The sequence below is a fragment of the Alphaproteobacteria bacterium SS10 genome, assembly GCA_019192455.1.
In the GTDB taxonomy this organism is placed as follows: domain Bacteria; phylum Pseudomonadota; class Alphaproteobacteria; order TMED2; family TMED2; genus TMED2.
Map to the genome: position 1 here is coordinate 570,127 of JAHCML010000003.1, position 23,115 is coordinate 593,241.

The following is a 23,115-nucleotide window of genomic DNA, read 5'->3' on the forward strand; positions in this document are numbered from 1 at the left end:
TGCCGTTTACGCCGCTTCGGTTGCGGCGGCCTCATCCTCACGCTCGGCGAGGAAACGCTCAGCTTCCAGGGCGGCCATGCAGCCCATGCCAGCCGCCGTGACAGCCTGGCGATAAACCTTATCCCGCACATCACCAGCGGCGTAGACACCGGGCACGCTGGTCAGGGTGCTGTCAGCATCGGTGATGATATAGCCCTCATCATCCATCTTCAGCTTACCCTTAAACAGCTTGGTCGCTGGGTCATGACCGATGGCGACGAACATGCCGTCGGTCTCAATCTCCTGGGTCGTGCCGTCCTTAGTGCTCTTGAGGCGGAGGCCGGTCACACTCTTCGCACCGGTCTCGGTATTCTCATCGCCCAGAACCTCATCAACCACGTGATCCCAGATCACATTGACCTTCGGGTTCTTGAACAGACGGTCCTGCATGATCTTCTCGGCGCGCAGCTCATCGCGGCGGTGGATCAGGGTCACGCTCTCGGCGAAGTTGGTTAGGAACAGTGCTTCCTCAACCGCGGTGTTACCGCCCCCAACAACAGAGACCTTCTTGCCCCGATAGAAGAAACCATCGCAGGTGGCACAGGCTGAGACGCCAAAGCTCTGGAACTTCTTCTCAGATGGGAGGCCGAGCCAGCGGGCGGAGGCACCAGTGCAGATAACCACAGTGTCGGCGGTGACGGTCTTGCCCTGGTCAGTTTTGGCGGTGAAGGGCCGTTGCTCAAGATCGATATCGATGACGATATCATTCACAATCTCAGTTCCGACATGGGCCGCTTGCGCCTGCATCTGCTCCATCAGCCAAGGGCCCTGAACCACATCGGCGAAACCTGGGTAGTTCTCAACATCCGTGGTGATGGTCAGCTGTCCACCGGGCTGCAGGCCAGCAATCAGCATCGGTTCAAGATTGGCACGGGCAGCGTAGATTGCGGCGGTGTAGCCGGCCGGGCCGGAACCGATGATCAGAACTTTGGTGTGTTCGCGCATGTCATGCCTCTTACAGGTCGCCAAGCTGGCGGTTGTGGTCGGATCGAACGTGTTTGTTCGCTTACCCATTTAGATAGGGAAATCGAACGGCGAGCGCCAGCATGCCTGACCTGCATCTGGACAGTTCATCCAGAAACTATCCCCAGTTAAACCGTTTCATCACCAGGTCGGCCAATCGGTCTGCCTCAAGGAGTGGTGAATAGCTGCTGGCTTCGAGCGATCCGGTGAAAGTTTGGGGCAGTTGGTGGCTCGCGCCATAGGCCGAAAGGCTATCGTGGAACCGCTTAAACTTCTGCGAATCACCAGGCAGGTTGTAGAGGAAGAGCGGTTTGCCGGTTGCCGCCGCCTCAGATGCCATCGAAACGCTGTCATTGGTTAGGATGACCGCATCAGCGGCGCCTAAAAACGCAAAGTATGGGTTGTCACCCTGGCCATCCCAGAACCAATGCGGTGACTGATCCAAACCCGCTCGTAAGATACCTTCAGCCTCCGCACCCGTCCGGCGGGAGGTGGTGATCATGAAGCTGCAGTCACTTGCCGATGCCAGCGCGGTGAGGCGGTTGCATAGGTCGCTTGCGGCAGCCGTTGTCATCTGGTGGGTCTTGCTGGTTCCGCCAATCAATACGGCGTAGCGGGGCGTGGTAAGCGGCTTGAGCTGCTTACCGAACTGGTCAACGGCTGCTCTCAGGGTTTCCGGTGTAATTCGATTGAGGGCGCCAAGGCTTTCGACAACCTTGGGGCCAGGGGCCACCTGGTCATGGTTGGGCGGGATTACTAGGTCGTAATCGCTTTGCCCCAATCCAAATGGCATGGCCCAGCCGGTGGGGCGTTGTAGCTGGATGAGGGTAGTTGCGGGGTTTGCCCGCTTGATGGCCTGGGCTGGTACAATGCTTTGCCGACCGATCCCAATGACCAGATCGGACCAGGGCGCCTCTAGCGCATCAGTACCGCCTGCAAGGACGGACAGGCTGCGCGGTGATAGCCAGGGGGCCAATGTCCGCCAGGGCTGCTTTAAACCGACGCTCTTAGCCTCTACCGCGAAACCCGGTAGTCGGCGCCCTAAGGCTTCTGCCAGGCCAAGGCCCTGATTGCGCATTCCAGCGGCATCAGCGCTAAGCACCCAGCAGGTTTTTGGCGTGGATTTGGCGGCGGAGGCGATCATGGGTTTCGGCTAGGTGATTGGGGCCATGGCTGGCAAGGAAATTTTATTTCTCTGAAACAAAAAGATCGGTAGCGCCGTCGGAATAAGCTCGTTATATCCTTATCGCGCAATAAAGCTCCAATCCTCCCCGAAAAAGAGAGCGAAAGTTACATGAAACAGGTCAAGTTGGATCGCATAGACCGGCATATTCTGAACGATCTCCAAACCGATGGCCGGATGACCAATGTGGATCTGGCCAAACGGGCTGGCATCTCTGCGCCGCCCTGTCTTCGCCGTGTGCGGGCCTTGGAAGATAATGGCTTTATCAGCGGTTACCACGCCCATGTGAATGGTAAGGCGCTTGGCTATGACCTCACCATCTTTGCCCAGGTTGGCCTAACCAGCCAGGCAGAGGCGGATTTGAGCCGGTTTGAAGAGCAGGTGCGCGATTGGCCAATGGTTCGCGAGTGCTACATGCTGGCCGGTGAAACCGACTTCCTACTGAAGATTGTCGCCAAGGATTGGGATGACTATCAGCGGTTCCTGACCACCGAGCTGACAGCTGCTGAAAACGTCAGCCATGTGAAGTCAGCCATGGCCATTCGGGCCACCAAGAACGAGCCTGGCGTGCCAATCGCTGATGAGGATGATGACGACTAAGCGCGTCAGCGGATTTAGATAAGTTTTGGGAAGGCGGCGATCAGCCGCCTTTCGCTTTTTCAGGCGGCCGCTCTTTGTAGAAATCAGGCCAGCGTTTCTGAACGATGGGGCTGTGGGCTGCAAAAGCATGGCAGGTGTTGAGCAGCGGCGGCGGTTTTGCCGGGTCGCTGACCTCCCCCTCAACGGGCTTCTTATTTTTCCGCGCTAGGTAGGGATAGACCGTTTGGAACGCCGTGGTGGCCACGGGGCCCAGCAATTCAGTGATGTGGGTACAGCCCTGAATGCCGCCAAAGCGGGATTTGGTCTGTTTGGTCCAGCCGGGACCAATGCGCAGGCCGATCAGCTCTTTATAGACCGGTGTGATGTTGCCGCAGATGCCAAACGGGCTGCCATCGGTGGAGGCCTCAGCATCGACCACGGTCAGGCCATCATCTACGGTAATGCGCAGCCACATATCGTGGATGGGATCACCAGGGGTGATGTCGCCCCGCTCATGATTGTGGAAGGCATAGGCTTTGGTATCGCGCAGATGCCCCTCAATATCCCAGAGACCATCTTCGCGCAGATAACCACGGCAGTGGATTTCCCGATGATGGATTGGCTCACGTTTAACCGTCGGCGTTAAAGGCACGGCGTTATGCTCCCATCAATCGGTTGCGCTTAAGAGCTGAGGTGATGTCCCATCTCTAAGAAGCGCTCACGGCGGCGCAGCTTGATCGCCTCGCCATCCATATCGTCAAACTGGCCGAGCACTTCGGTAATTTGATTGCCGACGCGCTTAATCATGGTGTCACGGGCACGGTGGGCACCGCCCAGTGGCTCCTCAATGATCCGGTCGATGACGTTTAGCTGCAGCAGATCCTGCGCGGTCAGGCGCAGGGCGGCGGCGGCATCGCCAGCGGCGGTTGCGCTGCGCCACAGGATCGACGCGCAACCCTCCGGTGAGATCACCGAGTAGATTGAGTGTTCGAGCATCATGACGCTGTCGCCGGTCGCGATTGCAATCGCACCACCGGAACCACCCTCACCAATCACGACGGAGATGATCGGCACGCGGATGTCCAAGCAAACATCGATAGAAGAGGCAATCGCCTCAGCCTGGCCGCGTTCCTCAGCCTCAATGCCGGGATAAGCACCCGCCGTATCAACAAAGGTGATGACGGGCAGTTGGAAACGGTCAGCGAGGCGCATCAGGCGCTGGGCCTTCCGATAGCCCTCAGGCTTCGGCATACCGAAATTATGCTTCACCCGGCTTTCAGTGTCTGAGCCCTTCTCCTGACCAATCACCACGCAGCTTTGGCCTTGGAAACGGGCGAGGCCGCCAATGATTGCCTGATCCTCGGCAAATAGGCGGTCACCGGCCAGCTCAGTGAACTCGGTGAAGAGCTCATCCAGATAGTCTTTGAAGTGGGGCCGGGTGGGGTGGCGTGCGACCTGAACCTTCTGTGCTGGTGTCAGCTTAGTATAGGTCTGGCGCAGCATGCGCTCGATCTTGCCTTGAAGACGCTCAATCTCCTCATCGATATCGAAGCCTTCTTCCTCGGTACCGATCGAGCGGAGCTCGACAATCTTGCTTTCCAATTCGGCGATTGGTTTTTCGAAATCCAGATAGCTCATAGCGCAATGCGTGGTTGAACGAATGGGCCGGGTTACACCCGGGCTGGGCGCGCATCATAGGAATTTACGCCAGCGTGAAAAGCCGAAAACGTCGATCCGGTGAAGCTACTTGGCTGACTTGCCCAGGCTGGGGGCGCTGCCAAGGGTATTGGATAGGGGGGCGAGGGGCCCTTCAAGCGGCGCTTCCAGCTCATTGGCAAGCTCCTTTACCGCCGCAATTCGCTTGTCGATTGAGGGGTGGGTGCGCAGCATCTCAAAGTCATTTAGCAGCCCGCCACCGGCCTCAATATTGGCTGCATCGAGGGTTTCAAACAGATCGACGGCACCATTTGCATGCCCATACTCGCGTACCAGGGCGCGGAGGGCATCGGCATCGGCTTGGCGCTCTGCCTCTCGGCTAAAACCGAGCCGTAGCAAGCCACCAGCGCCCTGGAAGATGTCTGTGCTGACACCCTCGCCACCGAAAAAGGCGGTGTAGAACAGGGCCATAATTGCAGCGCCAAAGAGATTGGCCGCCACATCTCGGTTTTTGATGTGGGCAATCTCATGGGCCATCACCATGGCCAGTTCGTTCTCGCTCTTTACGTTTGAGAGCAGGCCACCAAGGATGATTACCTGGCCACCAACGGTGGCAAAGGCGTTCACCTGCGGGTCATTATCGTAATGAACGGTGATCCGCATATCCTCGGGCAGGCGCATATGTCGGGCTAACCGATCTGCTAATTCCTGGAGCTCTAATGCTCTGCCCGAGTCTGGCCGGGTGACGGCCTGGGGTGCAAAATGCTCAACCACCGCGAGCTCATAGGAGAATGGGATCATCCGACCAACGGCGCCACCCAGCAGCATCAGGCCGAACATCACAGCGACAAGCAGGCCAAGGCCACCAATGCCCAAAAGCATAAGGTCGCGAAGCCCGCTATCCTTACCTCGGTTCATATGGTCCGGGGGAATGGGGTTGCTGTACTCGACCATAACGCTGGGTTCAGCTGCGTCGGCTGGTTGGAATGACGGCGGTACCGTAGGCCAGCACCTCGATGGAGCCAACATTCCGTCGGCCACCTTTGAACACCGATGATGTTTCCAGGCGGACGTTGAATATTGATGTGGCGCCCATTGATTTGGCCTCAGCCTTCATGCGCAGGATTGCCTCACGGCGACTACGGTCAATTAGGCTTTCATAAGTGCCCAATCGGCCACCGAAGATTTGCCGAAGGCCAGCGATAAAGCGCTTAAAATAGTCGACTGAGATCACCGCCGAGCCGCGTACCAATGTAACCTTCGGCACGGTCTCACTCTCAGGCAGGTATTTGGATGAGATCACGAGGACGGGCTGCAGCTCAGCTTCCCGTTTTCGGATACTGGCGTAATGCCGCTTCTCGGTGATCGTGCCGACGCCATATCCCAGGATCATCAGCAAGATAAATAGACCGAATTCCATGGCTGGTTACTCGGCCCGTTGGCTGGTCGGGACGCTGCTGCCGCCTTCACCGGCGGCGGCACGCTTGAGGACAACGGCAGTGCCATAGGCCATCAATTCGGACGCACCCTGGGTCACCGATGACGTAGCGAAACGGATGTTGAGAACAGCGTTGGCGCCAATAGCCTCGGCCTGTTCTTCCATGCGTTTCACAGCTTCCTCACGGCTATCGCGAAGCAGCTCGGTGTAGCCCTTAAGCTCACCACCGACGAGGTTCTTCAAGCCGGCCATAAAATCACGGCCTACATGCTTAGCCCGGACGGTGGAGCCCTGCACCACGCCCATATGCTTCACGACCCGGGCGCCGGGGACGTATTCGAGTGTTGTAAGGATCATTGTGGTTCCATTCTTTGCGCTGGTGGCATCAGCACCATCGACCAATTCATCATAAAGCAAAGCAGCTTATACTGCCCATTGCTTATATAGACGTCTCAGAATTCGATTTTGCTAGTGGATGGTGGTTCAAAACTGCCTCGCGCAGCCTTTTGCTCGAGACATGGGTGTAAATCTGGGTGGTCGTGATATCGGCATGACCAAGCAGTTGCTGCACCACGCGTAGGTCGGCGCCATGATCCAGTAGGTGGGTGGCAAAAGCATGACGCAAGACGTGTGGGCTGACCCTTGCAGGGTCGATCCCAGCCTCAATGGCTAATGCCTTCACCAACTGGCCGAAACGTTGGCGGGTGAGGTGCCCAGCGGCCGCCCGTGACGACGGGAAAAGCCAGCGATTATCCTCTGCCTTCTGGCCGTTCGGACAGAAAACCCCACGCATGGGGAGATAGGCATTTAGCGCAGCGCGGGCCGCATCGCCCAGCGGCACCAGCCGCTCTTTCCCGCCCTTGCCCTTAATCGTGGCAAAGCGCTGCTCCCGGTCGATGGAGTTGATCGGTAGGCCAACCAATTCCGATACCCGCAGCCCGGTGGCATAGAGTAGCTCAACCAGGCACAGCAAACGGGCCGCATCATGCTCGTCCCAGTTATTGGCAGCATCGAGCAGGTCGAGAACCTCTTGCTCGCTCAATGTCTTAGGCAGGCGTCGTCCGGATTTTGGCGGATCGATATGGCGTGTTGGGTCGTCGACCCGCTGCCCCTCAGAGACCAGAAACTTAAAGAATTGGCGAAAGGCGGATAGGCGCCGTGCGGCTGTACGCGGGTTTACATCATCGGCGGCCAAGTGGCTGAAATAGTCGCGCAGGTGGTTTTCGGCCGCGTCCGCTGGTCCGACGCCCTTGCCATCAAGGAAGCCAGCCAAATCGGCCAGGTCACGCCGGTAAGCATCCCGGGTGTTTGCACTGGCACCGCGCTCGGCGGTCAGCATGTCCAGAAACGGCTCGAGTTGGCGGATGTTATCCGCCTTGGCTTGTTTGCCCGCCTTACTCGTCGTTCTGCCCTGTGCCATCGAGATTTGCCGCCATTGCTGCGTTCAGCACGGCTTGCCTCGCCATGTCACGCGCTTCTTCCACTAGCCCGCCACGATGGAGGGCATCGGTCAACAGGGCGAGGGTTAGCGGCGATAACTCGGTTGAGCTGCGGTTACCAGCCAGCAACAGCGCCGCCATGCTGCGTTGGCCAAGGCTGGCATCACCTTCTGGCGCCGAAAGCAAGGCCGTGAGGGCGGCAAGGTCACCGTCATTGGCATCACCTGCTGGTGTTGCGAGGGCAGCAGCTAGGGCCTGAGTGGTTGGCGCCTGACCTGTACCGGCTAGGGCCGCCGCTGCCACCGCTTGAACCGGGGCGAATTCGTCGCTTTGTGGCAGGCTGGGCGGTGTGCCGGCGGGTTGCGCTAGACGTTGGGCAAAGCTCGCGATCACCGCTGATGGATCCTGTCCGGCCTGACGCAGCCAAAGTGCGGCACGATCAGCCTCACCATGGGCGGCGAGCAGGAAGAACGCCGCCGGTGCAATAACCTCGGTCCCCGGTCCTGGTTGGATTGTAGCTAGGCCACCAATAAAGGCCGGAACCAGTGCACCATCGATTGGTTTGGCACGCTCCCACGCAGCGGCTAGCAGCTGGGCCTTCGCGGCATCGAGGGTTTCACTAGCCAGCGCACTAAGTAATAGAGCTGCTTCCCCAGGGGTTCCCTGATCAGCGGTACCCAGCGGGTCCTCAAAGTCGGCCGTGCGGAACCCAGCGGAGGCGAGGCCACCCTGGAACTCATCAGCCTCAAGCCAGCCATGGCGGGCCAACAGGACCAGGCTGTCTAGTGCACCCGGTACATCCTTTAGCTCGCCATCTTGTTGGTTCAAATGTGCGAGGCGGGTTAGCAGTGTCGGGCTATCCGGCAAGCTGGCACCGGCCTTAATCAAGATGGTCAGTGCAACGGCTTGGTTAATGGGATCAACGGCGTCCAGCGGGTTCTCGATCCGGCTATCGGCGGCGAGGGCACTAGCGGCGGCCAAGACCGCGTCGTCGGTATCCCCGGCTTCCCGAAGCAGGTTGATCAGGAAGTTAGCGGCGCCGGTATTATTGTCGGCGAGCTGGCAGAGCAGATCGAGACGGTCCCAAAACCCGTCAGCGTTAATCCCATCAGGGTCATTGTCGCGGTCGGTTTCCCGCAAAACTACACAGGCGCCATCTTCATCCCCCTCAAGCAGGAGAGCCGTCGCTCGCAGACGGTCAGCCCGGGCCGCACCATTATTACGGGCGGATCGTGCAAGGCTTGCGGCCTCATCCAGATAGCCGAGCTTTAGCAGCGCTTCAGCCCGGTCGAGGGCAAAACTGGCATCACTGCCCCGCGGTGCGATGGCCGTGCTGGCCAGGGCGCGACGGGCCAGGCTTCTTAACGCTGGAACATGGATATCTGCCGGCGTGCTTTGAACCAGTGCTGATGCCAGCGCAGCGTCCGTGCTTTGCCAAAGGTTCAGCGACATGCCACCATCACGGCCTGGGTCTAGGATACCCAGGCCGGCACCGGGTTGGTTGCGGGTTAGCGGCACCTGTTGGACGCCGTCGCCACGCTGGGCCCAGGCGGCACCGGGCATCACCATGGTCAGGGTCAGGGTCAGGGTCAGGGTCAGGACAGCAGCCCCGATAAGGCGGCTAAATCGGTTATCGCTGCTGAAGGGCATCATCGGGAACCGGAATTGAGACCTGGGCGCTTGGGGCTGGAAGTTGGGCACTGCCAAGATAGGCAACGCCACCGGCAACCAGGGCGGCAGCTAGGATCAGGATCGCAAGGGCGAATTTGACGAGGAAGCTCCCGGCCTGTTTGGACCGTAAGCGGGCGGAATCGGATGCCATGGTTGGGGGCCTAGGCTGTGAATTAAGCGTTTTGCCGAATGAATTCGGCGTCGGGGGCAGAGATAGCGCCAAATTCCGACGATTTTAAGGGGTAGATATTGGTTTCCATGGGGTTTCTTTCGGCCTGTAATGTGGAATTTCCCCACAATCGGCACAAAACGGCGCTTTTTCACGTTTTGCTCCCTTGCCGAGAGGGCATGAACCCCTTAGAAGGGCGATCCGTGCCGGGTCGGAACTGGGCACGGCTTTGATTTATGAGGATAATGACGGCATGACGCTGGATAAACTGGATCGTTCTATCGTGATGGTTGGCCTGATGGGTGCTGGCAAAAGCAGCATTGGCCGCCGCCTGGCAAATCGCTTGGGCCTGCCCTTTGTCGATGCCGATAATGAGATCGAGAAAGCCGCTGGCTGCACCATTACCGAGATCTTTGACCGGTTCGGTGAAGATGCGTTCCGCGATGGTGAGCGTAAGGTCATCAAGCGCCTGATGGATGGCGATGTGAAGGTTCTCTCCACCGGCGGCGGCGCCTTTATGGATGATGAGACCCGCGCGCTGATCGGCGATAATGGCGTTTCGATCTGGTTGCGCGCTGATTTGGACCTGCTGGTTCAGCGCTGCTCTCGCCGCAACACCCGCCCTCTGCTTGAGAAGGGTGACCCGCGCGAGATCCTCAGCAACCTGATTGAAGAGCGCTATCCAGTCTATGGTGAGGCTGACATCACCATTGATGCTGGGGACCGCGATCATGAAGACACCGTCGATCGTGTGATCGACTATCTCGAGTTATATCTCGAAAAAAACCCGCGCCGGGTTCGTGAACCCGAGCACGCCGGTAGCTAACCTGCCAAGCGATAAGATGATGAGCGACGCACCGCTACGCACAGTCCATGTGGATTTGGCGGGCCGTTCCTATGACATCGATATAGGCCAGGGCCTTTTGGCCCAGGCTGGTGCCAAGCTGACAGAGATGTTTGGCAACCGGATCTTGATACCGGTGGTCGATGCCGCCCTTACTGACACGCACCTTGCAACATTGATCACCAGCCTTGATGAGGCCGGTGCCAATTATGCTGAACCGGTGGTCGTGCCCTCTGGTGAGGCCAGCAAGGGCTGGGATGGCTTCTCCAAAACCGTTGAGGCGTTACTGGATCGCGGTGTTGATCGGCAATCGGTGGTTTTGGCCCTTGGTGGCGGTGTCATCGGTGACTTGGCTGGCTATGCGGCCGCGAGCACCATGCGCGGCCTCGATTTCGTACAGATACCGACCACACTCTTGGCCCAGGTGGATAGTGCGGTTGGTGGCAAGACCGGGATCAATACTCGCCATGGCAAGAACCTAGTTGGCGCGTTCCACCAGCCCCGCCACGTTTTGATCGACACCGACACCCTTGCAACCCTGCCGCATCGTGAGATGCGCGCCGGTTATGCCGAGGTGCTGAAATACGGTCTGTTGGGCGATGCCGAGTTCTTTGATTGGCTAGAAGCCAACGGCCAGGCGGTTCTGGATCGTGATGCCGAACCCTTAACGGAAGCCATCGCGCGAAGCTGTGCTGCTAAGGCTGCGATTGTCGCCGCCGATGAGCGTGAGGCCGGGCAGCGCGCGCTGCTGAACCTTGGGCATACCTTTGCCCATGCCCTGGAGGCTGAGGCCGGTTATGACGGCAGCCTGCTGCATGGCGAGGCGGTATCGATCGGCATGGCGCTCGCCTACCGCCTATCAACCGCGCTTGGATACTCCGAGGCCGCGCATATTGATCGAGTTGAGGCCCATCTATCTGGCCACGACATGCCGGTTTTGCCGTTTACCGGGAATTGGCGTCGTGCCTTATCTGCTGATCGCCTGCTGAACCATATGCGCCTTGATAAGAAGGCTGAGGGTGGTCGCCTGACCTTTATCCTCGCCCGTGGGATTGGTGATGCCTTTGTCAGCCGCGACGTTGATGAGGCAGCCGTGACGCCAATCCTCGACGAATTTCTGGCCCGGATTGCCGCCGCTGCCTGAACCCACCTACATTAAGATCCAACCACGTCACCCGCGAACGGCTTCGCGGGCGCAACCTTATGGGATTGAGACATCATGGATATCTGGTTGACCGCAGGTGCTGTCACCGTACTGCTGATCCTTTCTGGCTTCTTCTCCGGCTCTGAGACTGCATTGACCGCGGCCTCCCGGGCGAAGATCCACCAGCTTGCCGAAGCCGGTAACAAGCGCGCGGATATTGTGAACCGCCTGCGTGAGAATAAGGAACGGCTGATCGGTGCCATTCTCTTGGGCAATAACCTGGTCAACATCCTGGCCACGGCCTTGGCGTCTAGTCTGCTGATCCAACTGTTTGGTGAGGCGGGGGTTGCCTATGCCACCCTTGGGATGACCGTGCTGGTCCTGATCTTTGCTGAGGTGCTGCCTAAGACTTATGCCATCCGGCATGCAGACAATGCGGCCTTGTTGGTTTCTCCAATCATCCGTGCGGTGGTTTTTATCCTGGCCCCAATCACCGGCGCCATCACCGGCGTTGTGCGGGTCATTCTAAAGGCGCTGGGCGATACCGGCGATCAGGTTGGCTTGGCTGGCAACCTTGAGGAGCTGAAGGGCGCCATTGAGCTTCACCGGGCTGAGGATGAGGTGGAAAAGGAAGAGATCCGGCATGAGCGGGCGATGCTGCGTTCCGTGCTGGAGCTACAGGAGATTGAGGTGGGTGAGATCATGACCCACCGACGCGAGATGGTGACCATCGATATTGGCCTTCCGAATGCTGAGATTGTCGATCAGGTCCTCTCAGGCCGTCACACGCGTATCCCGGTTTATGAGAATGAGCCGGATAACGTCATTGGCGTCTTGCACGCCAAGGACCTGCTTCGGGCCGTACGGGCCGTTGGCGATGATATGGATGCCCTGGATATTCGGGAGACGGCGGCCAAGCCTTGGTTCATCCCAGACACGACTAGCCTGTTTGACCAACTCCATGAATTCCGTGAGCGGCGTGAGCACTTCTCCCTCGTTATTGACGAGTATGGTGCCTTGCAGGGGGTTGTGACGCTTGAGGATATCTTGGAAGAGATCGTCGGCGAGATTGATGACGAGCATGATGCGCCCGTCTCAGGCGTCCGCCGTCAGGGGGATGGCAGCTACCTGGTCCAGGGATCGGTCACTATCCGCGATCTGAACCGGGAGTTTGAGTGGAAGCTGCCGACCGAGGATTACTCAACCGCTGCTGGCCTTGTCCTGCATGAGGCCCGGCGTATCCCTGAGGTGGGGCAGCAATATGCCTTCTACGGGTTGAGCTTTGAGATCCTGCGCCGGCAGCGCAATCAGATCACCCTGCTACGAATTCGCCCTCTAGAGGTGGATACGGTGCCAGAGGGTGGTGAGGCCGCTGATAACTAGGGCCGCCGCCCGCGAGGGTGCATAAGGCACAAAGAAAAACAGCGCCTGGCGATGCCGAGGCGCTGTTTTCGTAACTCTTGAACGTCGTTCGTTTAGAACGGTCGCATGTCACGCTGACGCTGCAGGGTAGGCGTGTCTGCCTGCACAGTGGCCAGTGCTGGTTGCATTGCTGGCTGACGCGCTTCCATGATTTGCTCAACCAGGTTGCGAACGGTGTCACGGCCAGATTCCAGGACGTTACCGACGGTTTGGCCCATGGACTTCAAAATCTCACCAGCACTCATGTTGCTACGGCTTTGAAGCAGCGAAGCACCGGGCGTGCCGCCCATGCTTTCATAAGTAAAGCCACTATCCATCATATCGGAACCAGCAGGCGTATTTTTCATCGGTCTATCCTGGTTGCGGTCGAAACGGTCTCTTCAACTCCGACCTTAGTCTTTCTGATAAGGATGAAAGCGCATATTTTTCACACTGTGCAAGCCCTAAATTCGCAACAAAATTATAATGTCATGAAAGCTGGTGTATCAGATATTTCAACCACACTTTCCATATGTTTTGCGGCGCAATAAAGTGTTTCTTGTAGTTGTTGGCCCATTGAATCATGCTTTCGCCATGGGCAAGGGCTACTCAGTACACGCAAATTTTTCGGAATCTTGAGCTCGTGAACGGTAGCTTGAAACAAATGTTCACATCCGGCTGCTAGTCGATCTCTTCCTGGCCTTCATGTGCCTGGGCAAACATCTCACGGTCGACCGGCTCCTCATGTTGTGGCTCCCATGAGCCGCCCTCTGGTCGGTGCCAGGCGGTCCGATGCAATGATCCATCTGCCTGGCGTGCCCACCACCAGGTCTTGCAGCGAAGGTCGCCATGCCAGCTATAGGCGAGCAGGGCGGGCTGCTCCCGCGTGGTCAGCCCGTGCAGGCGATGCGCCGGGGTGTAGGAGTGATGCCCAGGTGTTAGCGTGACGGGCGCCCCGTCATAGCCATGCTGGATATCGACCTCGCCTGAGATGCAGTAATAGACCTCCTCCGCCTCATGGGTGTGAAGCGGGTAGCGCAGATGTGGGGCCAGCAGGAACAACCCAGCTGAGATGTGGTCACTGTTGAAGCCACCATAGTTACCGGCCGCCTGCGCGGTGAAAAGCCCATCCGCCAGCCGCTGGTCGACCCCGCCACCGCCATAGACAGGGCTCCAATCCAGATTATGGATTGCTGAGTTCACGGCATCGGCCAGCGTGGTGCCGGTATGGGGGAGGGAGCCAGCAATCTGTTCGAGATGCTGATGCGCCTTATCTGCAATGGCGTTAAAGGGGCCGCGGATCGGGGCGCCGGCATCAATGGATGTTAGCTGCTTGGTGAAGCTAGCCAACCAAGGGTGTTCGGCAACCAGGTCATTCAGCGTATGGCTTAAGGACGCGATGTAGGTCGCTGCCGTTGATCGAAGTTCGACCTCAGTCGTGTCGAGTTTCATCGATCGAACCCTTTAAGCGAGCCCTTCGTCAGGGCTGATTAATCCAGCTTCCCGTGGCAGTGCTTGTACTTTTTGCCTGAACCACATGGGCATGGTGCGTTACGTGGCACCTTACCCCAAGTCGACGGATCATTGGGATCAATCGTTTTGGTTTCAGGATCCGCTTCCATCACCTCTGGTCCGGCAATACCGGGGCCTTGCGGGGCTGTGTAGTTTAACGCCTCATCAGCCGGGGCCAGATCTTCTGGATTGGCTGCAGGGTCAATCACTCCCGCCATCGGGTTGCCACGGTTGAGTGTGGCAACAGCCTGGGTCAGGCCGTTCTCACCCGGCTCACCAATTTGAATGGTGATGATGGCAAGAGAGTTGGTCACCTGTTCCCGTAGGCGGGCTAGCAGCCCCTCAAACAACTGGAACGCCTCGGCCTTATACTCATTCAGCGGATCACGCTGGGCATAGGCGCGGAGGTTGATGCCGTCCCGGATGTGATCAAGGGTCAGCAGGTGTTCTTTCCAGAGCTGGTCGAGATGCTGCAGCAGGATGCTTTTCTCAACCGTGCGCATCACTGGTGCTGTGTAGGTAACGGCCTTACGGGCGATCTGTTCGTCCGCCATCTGGGTCAGGCGCTCGATGATCTCTTGATCGGCGATGCCTTCCTCATCCGCCCAGTCTTTAACCGGGACCGGCATGCCGAAGATACGCTGCACTTCACTTTGAAGGCGGTCCACATCCCATTGCTCAGCATAAGCATTTGGCGGAATGCATTCAGCGACCAGGTCTTCGATCACCTCATGGCGCATATCGCGGATGGTCTCGGATAGATCATCAGCAGCCATGATCTCGCGACGTTGTTCATAGATGACCTTACGTTGGTCATTCATGACGTTGTCGTATTTCAGGATGTTCTTCCGGGCCTCAAAATAGTGACCCTCAACCCGCTTCTGGGCCTTCTCAATCGCCTTGTTGATCCAAGGGTGGAAGATGGCTTCCCCATCCTTCACGCCCAACTTGCCGAGCAGGCCATCAATCTTGTCACCGCCAAACACCTTCATCAGGTGATCTTCAAGCGACAGGAAGAAGATTGAGGCGCCAGGATCACCCTGACGGCCGGAACGGCCACGCAGCTGGTTGTCAATGCGGCGGCTCTCGTGGCGCTCGGTACCAACGATAAGCAGGCCGCCAGCCTCTTTAACCTCACCACGGGCATCCATGATCTGTTTCTCGATCTCAGCCTGTTTGGCGTCGGTCAGCTTGCCTTCCTCGATCTCGGAGAGCTGCATTTCTAGATTGCCGCCAAGCTGAATATCGGTACCCCGACCGGCCATGTTGGTGGCGATGGTCACGGCACCCGGGCGTCCGGCTTGCGAGATGATCTGGGCCTCTTGCTCGTGATACCGGGCGTTGAGGACGTTGTGCTTGATCTTCTTTTTCTTCAGCAGCGCTGAGAGTTCTTCCGACTTCTCAATAGAGATGGTGCCGACCAGGACAGGCTGGCCCTTCTCTTGTGCCTCGGTGACGACTTCGATCACCGCGTCGGTCTTCTCTTTCTCTGTGCGATAGATGACATCGTGTTCATCGGCACGGGCAACCGGCTTATTGGTCGGGATATCGACCACAGGCAGGTTGTATATCTCTTCAAACTCGGCCGCCTCAGTCATGGCGGTACCGGTCATACCGGCCAGCTTCGGATACAGGCGGAAATAGTTCTGTAGGGTGATCGAGGCGAGGGTTTGGTTCTCCCGCTGGATCGTCACGCCTTCCTTGGCTTCAATCGCCTGGTGCTGGCCCTCGCCATAGCGGCGGCCTTCCATCATCCGGCCGGTATGCTCATCAATGATGATGACGCGGTCGGATTTAACGATGTAATCGACATCACGCCGATACACATGCTGTGCCCGCAAGGCCCGGGTCACATAGTGCAGCAGGTTCAAATTCTCGATGTCATACATGCTGCCAGAGGGCATCAGGCCCATCTCACGGCAGATTTCATCGATATGCTCGGCGCCCTTATCGGTCAGGGCTGCTGAGCGGGTTTTCTGCTCAATCTCGTAATCGCCTTCATTGAGCTTCTTCACCGCTTCGTTGAAGCTCATATACAGCTCAGAGCTATCAACTGATGGGCCGGAGATGATCAGCGGGGTCCGCGCCTCATCGATCAGGATGGAGTCCACCTCATCAACGATGGCCAAGGCAAATTCGCGCTGGACCATATCTTCCAGGCTGAACTGCATGTTGTCGCGCAGATAGTCGAAGCCGAACTGGGCGTTCGTGCCATAGGTAATATCGGCATTGTACGCAGCCTGTCGCTGGTCCTTGCCGAACTCATTCTCCGTAATGCAGCCAACGGTCAGGCCGAGGGCGTTATACACCTGACCCATCCATTCAGCGTCACGGGCGGCGAGGTAATCATTAACCGTCACCACATGCACACCTTTGGCCGGGATGGCATTTAGATAGGCCGCCAGGGTCGCGACGAGGGTCTTACCCTCACCGGTTCGCATCTCTGCGATCCGGCCCTGGTGCAGGACCATGCCGCCCATCAGCTGAACGTCAAAGTGGCGTTGGCCCAGCGTGCGCTTTGCGGCCTCACGCACGGCGGCGAAGGCTTCCGGCAGCAATTTGTCGAGGGTTTCGCCACCCTCGTGCCGCTCACGGAACTTGGCGGTTAGGCCTTTCAGATCCTCATCGCTCAACGCCTCAAACTGCGGCTCAAGCTCATTGATCTGAGCCACCGTTGATTTCATTGAATTGAGCACGCGGTCATTGGGCGTGCCGAACATCTTGCGGGCGAGCGCACCGATCATGGTGATATCCTAAGGGTCGTCTCTAAATCGCCACCAAACCGGTGGTCTGCGGTCGGGTTTGGTTACCCTGGGCGCTAATGTAGTGTGTGACTTACCGAGGTGCCATTACTCGTGTCAAATAACCACGTGGTGTTGGCACCCAGGATTACGACTTTTGAATCCTTGCTTGCCACCCTACACCCGTGCTTCTAATGCGCCGCAGCGTATCGCGCCGCCGCCCAATGGGCGCGCCGATAACCCCGAATGCCCTGGAAATCCAGGACTTTAGAACCGAAAGGTTGCCATCCGATGGCCGAAAATCAAACGACCGAACAAGCCGAAGGCAATAATGAGAAAGAAGCGGCGACCGCATCCGGTCAATCCCGCCTCGTAAGCTTTATTTTGATGGGAGTCGTTGCCGTGATGGCCGTGTCCACCATCGGCTATATGGCGATCAATGCCACCCAGGCCCAAGAACAGGCCGTTACTGAGGCTGGCCCGGACGAAGATCTGGTGATTGCCCGCATTGGCGACCGTGAATACACCACCGCTGATCTGGAAGTGTTCGTTCAGACCCTGCCACCACAGCTTCAACAGCTTCCACTGTCGGTGATTTACCCATCGCTGATCGAGCAGTTCGTCAGCCTCGAGCTGGTGGTCAATGAAGCCTATAAGCAGGGGCTTGAGAGCGACCCAGAGGTGGTCGAGGCGCTGAAGGTTGAGCAGGACCGCATTGTCCGCGAAATCTTCCTCGATCGTTATGTGGAAACGCAGGTGACTGAGGAGTCGATTGACGACGCCTATAATGAGTTCCTGTTCGCCAACCCGACTGAAACTGAAGTGCGGGCCCGTCACATCCTGGTTGATACCGCCGAAGAGGCCACTGCACTGATCGCCCGTCTTGATGGCGGCGCGGACTTTGCCGAGTTGGCCCGTGAGGCCTCAACCGGTCCAAGCAGTGAAGCCGGTGGCGACCTTGGTTTCTTTTCTCGCGACCGGATGGTGAAGCCATTCTCAGATGCCGCGTTTGAGTTGGCGGTTGGCGATTACACCAAAACCCCGGTTGAGACCCAGTTTGGTTTCCACGTGATCCTGGTTGAGGAGCGCCGCGACAGCGACCCGCCAACCAAAGAGCAAGTGCGCGACCAGCTGTTTGATCGTCTGGCCTCCAACGCTGTCCAAGCGTACTTCCGTGAGCTGCAGGCGGCCTCAGACGTTGAGATGTTTGACTTGTCTGGTGAGCCGGTTGCTCTGTCTTCAGAAGAAGAAGGCGCTAGCCAGTAAGCTAGCGTCAGCCCCCCCGGCTGGAGCTTCCCGCTCATGTCACTTGCTGTCTCTCCACTTGCCCCGACTGGGTTCCCAGAAATGCTGGGCGTGCCCGGGGTTAAGATTGCCACCGGCAATTCCGGCGGTCGCTATCGCGGCCGTGATGATGTGCTGTTCATTCAGATGGATGAACCAAGCGCCGTTGCGGGTGTCTTTACCCAATCGCAGACGGCCGCGGCGCCAGTGCTGTGGTGTCGCCGTGCTTTGGAGAAGGGGTTGGCCCGCTCCATCGTCGTGAACGCCGGCAATGCAAATGCCTTTACAGGCAGTGCGGGCGATCGGCTGGTTGAGGCAACGGTGTTCGCCGCCACACAGATGGCACCGGATCCCACGCCGCCGGAGCAGGTGTTTATCGCCTCCACCGGTGTGATTGGTGAGCCGCTACCCGCTGATATGATTGCCAACGCGCTTGAACATATCGCACCAAAACTCGCCGATAGTGATCAGCCCGGTGGTTGGGAAGCCGCCGCCAAGGCGATCATGACCACGGATACCTTCGCCAAGGGCGCTAGCACGACCTGCACAATTGGCGGCAAGACCGTAACGGTTAGCGGCATCGCCAAGGGATCTGGCATGATCGCGCCGAATATGGCGACGATGCTTGGCTTCTTATTCACCGATGCTGACATTGATCAGGCCGTGCTGCAGCGCCTGCTGACCACCGCGAATGACCGCAGCTTTAACTGCATCACGGTGGATGGTGATACCTCAACCAGTGACACGGTTCTGCTGACCGCCACAGGTAGGGCCGGCAATCAGAAGCTCACCAAGCTTAATGATCGAGGTGTCAGCACCCTCCGCGCCGCCCTGTACCGGGTCATGGAGGACTTGGCCCAGCAAATCGTCCGCGATGGCGAAGGGGCATCCAAGTTTATTGAGGTCACTGTCACTGGTGCGCGCTCAACCAAATCGGCCCGCCAGGTGGCGATGAGCATTGCGAACTCACCGCTCGTGAAGACCGCGATTGCAGGTGAGGATGCGAATTGGGGGCGGATCGTGATGGCGGCCGGTAAGGCCGGCGTGCCGTTTGATCAGAACAGCCTGACCGTCGCTGTCGGTGGCATTGCCATTGCCGCCAACGGTGAACGTGTCGCGGATTATGATGAGGCACCGGTTGCCGCCCATATGGCTGGTGATCGCATCGAGATAGAGGTTAGCCTCGGCGGTGGCCGCGGTAAGGGACGGGTTTGGACCTGTGATCTGACCCACCAATACATCACGATTAACGCCGATTACCGGAGCTGATGTCCGGCCTGACCCCATCCGGATTTGCGTTGCCCGAAGAGGGACTATCGACAGCCCGCTTAAGCTTCCGCCCACCAATTGACAGCGATGCCGACCAGCTGAAGGCCATCATGTCTGAGGGCGAGGTCACCCGCTGGCTGACAGATATTCCCTGGCCGTTTGAGGCGTATCATGCCCGGGATTGGGTTCAGCGATGCCAGCGTAGTTGGGGCCTCGATGCTGCCTATCCCCTGTTCGCCTTTATGGGCGATGACCTCGCAGGCTCGGTGACACTGACCAAGGTTAATGGTGATGAAGCGATTTTGGGCTTCTGGCTTAACCGTGCCTTCTGGGGGCAGGGGCTGGGCCTTGAGATGGTCTCCGCACTAACTGATTGGAACTTTGAGCAAAGGTATTTCAAGCGCTTCGTGGCTGGTGTCCATCCGGATAATGCAAGGTCGATTAAGCTGCTAGAGGCCCTAGGCTATGTGCCAATTGGTGAGCGGATGTATATATTGCCGCCCCATGATCACCGTGCCATCGGTCCGCACTACATGCTAACCGACGATAACTGGCAGGCCATTCAAGTCGCCAAGGCTAGAGCTGAGAGAAAAGCCACAAAATGACCGAGACACAGACCGAAACCGTCGCCCTCGCCGGTAGCCGTGAGAAGCCGATCCTGCTGGTCTCCGCCGCCGTTTTGGTTGATGGCGATAACCGGGTGCTATTGGCCCGACGCCCGCAGGGCAAGCACCTCGGTGGGTTATGGGAGTTTCCCGGTGGTAAGCTGCAGGCGGGTGAAACGCCAGAAGATGCGGTGATCCGGGAGCTTCAGGAAGAGCTGGGCGTTCATACCCAGGCAAAATGCCTGCACCCCCTGACCTTTGCCTCGCATCCTTATGAAGAGTTCCATCTGATGATGCCGCTTTTCATCTGCCGTAAATGGGGTGGTCCTGCGGTGCCTAAAGAGGGGCAAGAGCTCGCCTGGGTGAAGCCTGGCCAGTTGCGCGATTATCCAATGCCACCAGCGGACGCCCCGCTGATTAGTGCCATCCAAGATCAGTTGATGTGATCGTGGCGGGATTCACGGCGGGGCTAGAGCGCGTTCTGGCAATCGCCGTTCCGTGTTAACCTTTCGCCCATGTATCGCGACGTCATCGACCTCAACAATTTCTACCAGGATCGGCTTGGCCAGGTCGTGCAACGGCTGTTGCGTCGCCGGTTGCGGCAGATGTGGCCGGACTTGTCGGGGATGAACCTGCTGGGCTTCGGCTATGCCGGACCGCTTTTGCAGGCCTTTGAGGAAGACGCCGCAGCCAAGTTTTTGGCCATGCCGGCACCGCAAGGCGTTATGGCCTGGCCTGGTGAGGGAACCCCGGGTGGTGTCGCCCTGGTTCATGAGGGCGAGCTGCCGTTTGAGGACGCCTCAATTGACCGGATTGTCCTGTGCCACGCGGTGGAGTGTTCCACCAAGCCGGATGCCCTTATGCGCGAGGTTTGGCGGGTGCTGGCCGGGCAGGGACGTTTGATGGTAATCGCGCCAAACCGGGCTGGCGTCTGGGCGCGGTCTGAGACAACGCCCTTTGGATATGGGGTGCCGTTTTCAACCGGCCAGCTGGTGCATTTGCTGCGTGACCATAACTTTGCCCCGGAAAGGACGGCCAAGGCGGTCTTTATCCCGCCGGTGCGGCGTCGGTTCCTGCTCTCTGCCGCCCCAGCTTGGGAGGAATTTGGTGAGCGATGGTTTGAGCCGCTGGCCGGTGTGAACTTCGTTGAATGCTCTAAGCAGGTATTTGCCGGGCTTAAGCCACAGCGCGAGGCCCAGCGGATCAAACGACCGGTGCTTGTGCCTGTACCTGCGAATGGACGGCCGCAGCCGGGCTACGCATTACGTCGGGATCGCTCGGTCTAGCCCTGGCTAACCTTAAAGACCGCTTGCTCACCAAGCAGGTTGTGCCAGCGGGATAGGCGCTTGTAATCCACGACCCGGCTGCCCGCCAGATGCCGGTCCATAATCACCTTCGCCGCATCGATTTTCAGACCCATATCATCGGCCAAATCGATGAAGTCATTGATGGTGAAGAAGTGGATGTTTGGCGTGTTGTACCAACTATGGGGTAGGGCGCTTGTCACGGGCATGCGGCCACTGAGGCCCAATGATGCGCGGACCCGCCAATGGCCGAAATTCTGGAATGAGATGATGGCGTAATGGGCGACCCGCAGCATCTCCTCCAGCATGACGCGTGGTTGGCTCATCGCCTGGAGGGTTTGGCCCAAGACGGCGTAATCCACGCTGTCGGCGGGGTAGTGCTCCAGATCCTGCTCGGCATCGCCTTGGATGACAGTCAGGCCATGACCAACGGCGGTTTGAACCAGGCCTTGGTCAATCTCAATGCCACGGCCTGAAACTTCGCACTTATCCCGCAGATGGACGAGCAGCGCACCATCACCACAACCAATATCGAGCACAGTACTGCGTGGTTTGATCAGGCTGCCGATCAGGCCGATATCCGCCCGCACGGTTGGGTCTTGAACGGTCTTGGCCGGTTCTGCTGGTGTTGTTTCTGCTAGCGCCGGTAACAGGCCACGTGCCCGCGCGGCACCGTCAACAAAGCCTTGTATGACGGCTTCAAATTGCGGCTCATCAAGCAGGAAGGCGTCGTGGCCTTTATCGGTCTCAATCTCCGAGAACGTTACATTGGCACCGGCACCATTCAGCGCGTGAACTAGGCGTAGGCTCTCAGAGGTTGGGAATAGCCAGTCACTCGTAAACGACACGACACAGAACCGAACCGGCGTGCCTTGGAACAGCTTGGATAGTTGGCCACCATGGCTGCGGCACAGATCGAAGTAGTCCATGGCCCTGGTGATGTAGAGATAGCTGTTGGCGTCAAACCGCTCAACGAATGTGGAACCTTGGTGGCGCAGATAGCTCTCAACCTGGAAATCAGCCTCAAAGCCAAAGGTGAGATCGGGGCGGTCCTGAAGGTTGCGACCAAACTTCCGCTGCAATGCCGCCTCAGACAGATAGGTGATGTGGGCCGCCATCCGCGCCACGGCGAGGCCGTTGCGTGGGCGCTTGCCATGGGCGAGGTAATTGCCGCCCAGCCAATCCGGATCAGCCATCACGGCCTGCCGTCCCACCTCATCGAAGGCGATGTTTTGGGCGGTGTGATAGACGGCCGTGGCAATCGGGATCGCGGCAAACACCCGTTCCGGGTAGCGGACAGCCCATTCCAGTACCTGCATGCCGCCCATGGACCCGCCAATCACGGCGAACAGGCTATCAATGCCCAGATGGTCGATCAGCAGCGCCTGGGCCCGAACCATATCGCCAATGGTGATTACCGGGAATTTGGTGCCAAAGGCTTCACCGGTTTCCGGATTGATATCCAGCGGACCGAATGAGCCCATGCAACCGCCTAACACATTGCTGCAAATAACAAAGAAGCGGTCAGTATCGATGGGCTTGCCGGGCCCAATCAGGCTCTCCCACCAACCCGGCTTGCCCGTGACAGGGTGCGTCTCGCCGAAGTATTGGTCACCGGTTAGGGCATGGCAGATCAGGATGGCATTGGTGCGATCCTGGTTCAGCGCACCGGCGGTCGTATATGAAATCCGAAGCGGGCTCAGGCTGCCGCCATTATCCAATGGCATGGGCTCATCACCCGCCAGCTCCACATGGTGGCCAGGCAGGTTGGCAAGCTCTTCCGGCTTGGTTGGGGCGGCGATCGGGTTAGGTGACTGAGCGACCACGGTTTCTAGCGACAAAATCTGGTTAAAACGGCATCTGCTGATACATGT

23 protein-coding genes are annotated in these 23,115 nt (G+C 58.3%); 9 read left to right on the forward strand and 14 right to left on the reverse strand.

Features of this window, described 5'->3' with window-relative positions:
- Positions 1-6 precede the first annotated feature (6 nt).
- Together trxB and KI792_03045 are read right to left on the reverse strand one after the other, a co-directional pair.
- On the reverse strand, positions 7-984 hold the full coding sequence (gene trxB / locus KI792_03040; GenBank protein ID MBV6631990.1) for a thioredoxin-disulfide reductase: 978 nt from the start codon (positions 982-984) through the stop codon (positions 7-9).
- Positions 985-1,120: 136 nt separating this feature from the next.
- Positions 1,121-2,146: a mitochondrial fission ELM1 family protein gene (locus KI792_03045; GenBank protein MBV6631991.1), complete on the reverse strand. Its 1,026-nt coding sequence runs from the start codon at positions 2,144-2,146 to the stop codon at positions 1,121-1,123.
- A gap of 150 nt (positions 2,147-2,296) precedes the next feature.
- Between KI792_03045 and KI792_03050 the strand changes: the two genes are divergently transcribed.
- Entirely contained in the window at positions 2,297-2,785 is a 489-nt protein-coding gene (locus tag KI792_03050; protein MBV6631992.1) for an Lrp/AsnC family transcriptional regulator, read from the forward strand.
- 40 nt (positions 2,786-2,825) lie between these two features.
- Here KI792_03050 and KI792_03055 read toward each other — a convergent pair whose 3' ends face one another.
- The 8 genes from KI792_03055 to KI792_03090 form a co-directional block, all read right to left on the reverse strand.
- Positions 2,826-3,416 carry a DUF2889 domain-containing protein gene (locus KI792_03055; protein ID MBV6631993.1) on the reverse strand — a complete coding sequence of 197 codons (591 nt, stop codon included), beginning with the start codon at positions 3,414-3,416 and terminating at the stop codon, positions 2,826-2,828.
- A 29-nt stretch (positions 3,417-3,445) separates the two neighbouring features.
- Complete coding sequence (locus KI792_03060) at positions 3,446-4,402, reverse strand: acetyl-CoA carboxylase carboxyltransferase subunit alpha (GenBank protein MBV6631994.1); 957 nt, start codon at positions 4,400-4,402, stop codon at positions 3,446-3,448.
- 105 nt (positions 4,403-4,507) lie between these two features.
- On the reverse strand, positions 4,508-5,374 hold the full coding sequence (locus KI792_03065) for a M48 family metallopeptidase (GenBank protein MBV6631995.1): 867 nt from the start codon (positions 5,372-5,374) through the stop codon (positions 4,508-4,510).
- A gap of 10 nt (positions 5,375-5,384) precedes the next feature.
- Positions 5,385-5,840, reverse strand: a complete 456-nt coding sequence (locus KI792_03070) for a YbjQ family protein (protein ID MBV6631996.1) — start codon at positions 5,838-5,840, stop codon at positions 5,385-5,387.
- A gap of 6 nt (positions 5,841-5,846) precedes the next feature.
- Positions 5,847-6,215, reverse strand: coding sequence for a YbjQ family protein (locus KI792_03075; GenBank protein MBV6631997.1), 369 nt, complete (start codon positions 6,213-6,215; stop codon positions 5,847-5,849).
- A gap of 82 nt (positions 6,216-6,297) precedes the next feature.
- On the reverse strand, positions 6,298-7,278 hold the full coding sequence (gene xerD / locus KI792_03080) for a site-specific tyrosine recombinase XerD (GenBank protein MBV6631998.1): 981 nt from the start codon (positions 7,276-7,278) through the stop codon (positions 6,298-6,300).
- Complete coding sequence (locus tag KI792_03085) at positions 7,253-8,947, reverse strand: hypothetical protein (GenBank protein ID MBV6631999.1); 1,695 nt, start codon at positions 8,945-8,947, stop codon at positions 7,253-7,255. Before KI792_03085 ends, xerD begins: the two co-directional genes overlap by 26 nt.
- A complete protein-coding gene (locus KI792_03090; protein ID MBV6632000.1) occupies positions 8,928-9,119 on the reverse strand; it encodes a hypothetical protein in 192 nt (63 codons plus the stop codon). Before KI792_03090 ends, KI792_03085 begins: the two co-directional genes overlap by 20 nt.
- A gap of 271 nt (positions 9,120-9,390) precedes the next feature.
- Here KI792_03090 and KI792_03095 point away from each other — a divergent pair, with 271 nt between their 5' ends.
- From KI792_03095 to KI792_03105, 3 genes are all read left to right on the forward strand, one after another.
- Positions 9,391-9,963 carry a shikimate kinase gene (locus KI792_03095; protein ID MBV6632001.1) on the forward strand — a complete coding sequence of 191 codons (573 nt, stop codon included), beginning with the start codon at positions 9,391-9,393 and terminating at the stop codon, positions 9,961-9,963.
- A gap of 19 nt (positions 9,964-9,982) precedes the next feature.
- Positions 9,983-11,125, forward strand: coding sequence for a 3-dehydroquinate synthase (gene aroB, locus KI792_03100; protein ID MBV6632002.1), 1,143 nt, complete (start codon positions 9,983-9,985; stop codon positions 11,123-11,125).
- 75 nt (positions 11,126-11,200) lie between these two features.
- A complete protein-coding gene (locus tag KI792_03105; GenBank protein ID MBV6632003.1) occupies positions 11,201-12,508 on the forward strand; it encodes an HlyC/CorC family transporter in 1,308 nt (435 codons plus the stop codon).
- A gap of 92 nt (positions 12,509-12,600) precedes the next feature.
- On the opposite strand, the gene KI792_03110 is transcribed toward KI792_03105, so the two are convergent.
- The 3 genes from KI792_03110 to secA form a co-directional block, all read right to left on the reverse strand.
- Positions 12,601-12,894 carry a hypothetical protein gene (locus KI792_03110; protein MBV6632004.1) on the reverse strand — a complete coding sequence of 98 codons (294 nt, stop codon included), beginning with the start codon at positions 12,892-12,894 and terminating at the stop codon, positions 12,601-12,603.
- Positions 12,895-13,207: 313 nt separating this feature from the next.
- Complete coding sequence (locus KI792_03115) at positions 13,208-13,978, reverse strand: cupin domain-containing protein (protein ID MBV6632005.1); 771 nt, start codon at positions 13,976-13,978, stop codon at positions 13,208-13,210.
- Between the two features lie 38 nt (positions 13,979-14,016).
- Positions 14,017-16,782, reverse strand: a complete 2,766-nt coding sequence (gene secA, locus KI792_03120; protein ID MBV6632006.1) for a preprotein translocase subunit SecA — start codon at positions 16,780-16,782, stop codon at positions 14,017-14,019.
- 288 nt (positions 16,783-17,070) lie between these two features.
- Here secA and KI792_03125 point away from each other — a divergent pair, with 288 nt between their 5' ends.
- The 5 genes from KI792_03125 to KI792_03145 all read left to right on the forward strand — a co-directional run bounded on the left by KI792_03125 (position 17,071) and on the right by KI792_03145 (position 21,223).
- Positions 17,071-18,045 (forward strand): peptidylprolyl isomerase, encoded by a 975-nt coding sequence (locus KI792_03125; GenBank protein ID MBV6632007.1) that lies wholly within the window; start codon positions 17,071-17,073, stop codon positions 18,043-18,045.
- Positions 18,046-18,081: 36 nt separating this feature from the next.
- Positions 18,082-19,332 (forward strand): bifunctional glutamate N-acetyltransferase/amino-acid acetyltransferase ArgJ, encoded by a 1,251-nt coding sequence (gene argJ / locus KI792_03130; protein ID MBV6632008.1) that lies wholly within the window; start codon positions 18,082-18,084, stop codon positions 19,330-19,332.
- Complete coding sequence (locus KI792_03135) at positions 19,332-19,937, forward strand: GNAT family N-acetyltransferase (GenBank protein ID MBV6632009.1); 606 nt, start codon at positions 19,332-19,334, stop codon at positions 19,935-19,937. Before argJ ends, KI792_03135 begins: the two co-directional genes overlap by 1 nt.
- A complete protein-coding gene (gene mutT, locus KI792_03140; protein ID MBV6632010.1) occupies positions 19,934-20,383 on the forward strand; it encodes an 8-oxo-dGTP diphosphatase MutT in 450 nt (149 codons plus the stop codon). The genes KI792_03135 and mutT overlap by 4 nt, the downstream gene beginning before the upstream one ends.
- 69 nt (positions 20,384-20,452) lie before the next feature.
- Positions 20,453-21,223, forward strand: a complete 771-nt coding sequence (locus KI792_03145) for a methyltransferase domain-containing protein (GenBank protein ID MBV6632011.1) — start codon at positions 20,453-20,455, stop codon at positions 21,221-21,223.
- Here the strand turns inward: KI792_03145 and KI792_03150 are convergent.
- On the reverse strand, positions 21,220-23,067 hold the full coding sequence (locus tag KI792_03150; GenBank protein ID MBV6632012.1) for a homoserine O-acetyltransferase: 1,848 nt from the start codon (positions 23,065-23,067) through the stop codon (positions 21,220-21,222). The genes KI792_03145 and KI792_03150 overlap by 4 nt on opposite strands.
- Between the last annotated feature and the right edge of the window lie 48 nt (positions 23,068-23,115).